This window comes from Proteus cibi, assembly GCF_003144405.1.
In the GTDB taxonomy this organism is placed as follows: domain Bacteria; phylum Pseudomonadota; class Gammaproteobacteria; order Enterobacterales; family Enterobacteriaceae; genus Proteus; species Proteus cibi.
Window position 1 is genome coordinate 1 of the sequence record NZ_PENW01000014.1, and the last position, 3,351, is coordinate 3,351.

The window sequence follows — 3,351 nt, forward strand, 5'->3', positions numbered from 1 at the left end:
TTCGGGTTGTGAGGTTAAGCGAATAAGCGTACACGGTGGATGCCTAGGCAATCAGAGGCGATGAAGGACGTGCTAATCTGCGATAAGCGTCGGTAAGGTGATATGAACCGTTATACCCGACGATTTCCGAATGGGGAAACCCAATATCCAATGGATATTATCATGACGTGAATACATAGCGTCATGAAGCGAACCGGGAGAACTGAAACATCTCAGTACCCCGAGGAAAAGAAATCAACCGAGATTCCCCTAGTAGCGGCGAGCGAACGGGGAACAGCCCAGAGTCTTAATCAATAGCAGCATCAGGAGAACGGTCTGGAAAGTCCGGCAGTAAAGGGTGATAGCCCCGTATCCGAAGATGCTGTTATTGTGAACTCGACGAGTAGGGCGGGACACGTGTTATCCTGTCTGAATATGGGGGGACCATCCTCCAAGGCTAAATACTCCTGATTGACCGATAGTGAACCAGTACCGTGAGGGAAAGGCGAAAAGAACCCCGGCGAGGGGAGTGAAAAAGAACCTGAAACCGTGTACGTACAAGCAGTAGGAGCCTCTTTATGGGGTGACTGCGTACCTTTTGTATAATGGGTCAGCGACTTATATTCTGTAGCAAGGTTAACCGTATAGGGGAGCCGTAGGNCCATCACTCAAGTGCCTCGCACTGAGTGATTAAGCAAACCACTCGAAAACAGCGCAGCGTTTACCTACAAAATGGGTTGATTTTTTCAAGCCGTCGCGCAGTGTACATTGAAGTACACGAGCAACGGAAGTTAAAAAATCGAGACAGTTTGGCAGTAAAAGCAAGCGGGACATTTGAGGATGGGGTGACTGCGTACCTTTTGTATAATGGGTCAGCGACTTATATTCTGTAGCAAGGTTAACCGTATAGGGGAGCCGTAGGGAAACCGAGTCTTAACTGGGCGAATGAGTTGCAGGGTATAGACCCGAAACCCGGTGATCTATCCATGGGCAGGTTGAAGGTTGGGTAACACTAACTGGAGGACCGAACCGACTAATGTTGAAAAATNGGAAACCGAGTCTTAACTGGGCGAATGAGTTGCAGGGTATAGACCCGAAACCCGGTGATCTATCCATGGGCAGGTTGAAGGTTGGGTAACACTAACTGGAGGACCGAACCGACTAATGTTGAAAAATTAGCGGATGACTTGTGGATGGGGGTGAAAGGCCAATCAAACCGGGAGATAGCTGGTTCTCCCCGAAAGCTATTTAGGTAGCGCCTCGTGAACTCATCTTCGGGGGTAGAGCACTGTTTCGACTAGGGGGTCATCCCGACTTACCAACTCGATGCAAACTGCGAATACCGAAGAATGTTATCACGGGAGACACACGGCGGGTGCTAACGTCCGTCGTGAAGAGGGAAACAACCCAGACCGCCAGCTAAGGTCCCAAAGTCATGGTTAAGTGGGAAACGAAGTGGGAAGGCTCAGACAGCCAGGATGTTGGCTTAGAAGCAGCCATCATTTAAAGAAAGCGTAATAGCTCACTGGTCGAGTCGGCCCGCGCGGAAGATGTAACGGGGCTAAACCATGCACCGAAGCTGCGGCAGCGACACTAAGTGTTGTTGGGTAGGGGAGCGTTCTGTAAGCCTACGAAGGTGTACTGTGAGGTATGCTGGAGGTATCAGAAGTGCGAATGCTGACATAAGTAACGATAATGCGGGTGAAAAACCCGCACGCCGGAAGACCAAGGGTTCCTGTCCAACGTTAATCGGGGCAGGGTGAGTCGACCCCTAAGGCGAGGCTGAAAAGCGTAGTCGATGGGAAACGGGTTAATATTCCCGTACTGGTGGTAACTGCGATGGGGGAACGGAGAAGGCTAGGTTGTCCGGGCGACGGTCGTCCCGGTTCAAGCATGTAGGCAGAGTGATTAGGCAAATCCGGTCACTTAATGCTGAGGTGTGATGACGAGCCACTAAGGTGGTGAAGCAATTGATGCCCTGCTTCCAGGAAAAGCCTCTAAGCTTCAGGTTACCAACAATCGTACCCCAAACCGACACAGGTGGTCAGGTAGAGAATACTCAGGCGCTTGAGAGAACTCGGGTGAAGGAACTAGGCAAAATGGTGCCGTAACTTCGGGAGAAGGCACGCTGGCGGTAAGTGAAGTCCCTCGCGGACGGAGCCGAAGCCAGTCGAAGATACCAGCTGGCTGCAACTGTTTATTAAAAACACAGCACTGTGCAAACACGAAAGTGGACGTATACGGTGTGACGCCTGCCCGGTGCTGGAAGGTTAATTGATGGGGTTATCCTTAGGGAGAAGCTCTTGATCGAAGCCCCAGTAAACGGCGGCCGTAACTATAACGGTCCTAAGGTAGCGAAATTCCTTGTCGGGTAAGTTCCGACCTGCACGAATGGCGTAATGATGGCCAGGCTGTCTCCACCCGAGACTCAGTGAAATTGAACTCGCTGTGAAGATGCAGTGTACCCGCGGCAAGACGGAAAGACCCCGTGAACCTTTACTATAGCTTGACACTGAACATTGAGCCTTGATGTGTAGGATAGGTGGGAGACTATGAAATGTGGACGCCAGTCTGCATGGAGTCAACCTTGAAATACCACCCTTTAACGTTTGATGTTCTAACCTAGGTCCATAATCTGGATCGGGGACCGTGTCTGGTGGGTAGTTTGACTGGGGCGGTCTCCTCCTAAAGAGTAACGGAGGAGCACGAAGGTTGGCTAAGCATGGTCGGACATCATGCGGTTAGTGCAAAGGCATAAGCCAGCTTGACTGTGAGAGTGACGGCTCGAGCAGGTACGAAAGTAGGTCTTAGTGATCCGGTGGTTCTGAATGGAAGGGCCATCGCTCAACGGATAAAAGGTACTCCGGGGATAACAGGCTGATACCGCCCAAGAGTTCATATCGACGGCGGTGTTTGGCACCTCGATGTCGGCTCATCACATCCTGGGGCTGAAGTAGGTCCCAAGGGTATGGCTGTTCGCCATTTAAAGTGGTACGCGAGCTGGGTTTAGAACGTCGTGAGACAGTTCGGTCCCTATCTGCCGTGGGCGTTGGAAGATTGAGAGGGGTTGCTCCTAGTACGAGAGGACCGGAGTGAACGCACCACTGGTGTTCGGGTTGTCATGCCAATGGCATTGCCCGGTAGCTAAGTGCGGAAGAGATAACCGCTGAAAGCATCTAAGCGGGAAACTTGCCTCGAGATGAGTCTTCCCTGTCACCTAGAGTGACCTAAAGGAACGTTTAAGACTAAGACGTTGATAGGCTGGGTGTGTAAGCGTAGCGATACGTTGAGCTAACCAGTACTAATGAACCGTGAGGCTTAACCTGACAACACCGAAGGTGTTTTGTCTGAGAGACAAAGATAGATGAAGTA

1 rRNA gene is annotated in these 3,351 nt (G+C 51.1%); it reads left to right on the top strand.

The features are described 5' to 3' along the window. The first annotated feature begins 12 nt into the window (after positions 1-12). Positions 13-3,305, top strand: a 23S ribosomal RNA gene (locus DK865_RS07575). Positions 3,306-3,351 lie beyond the last annotated feature (46 nt).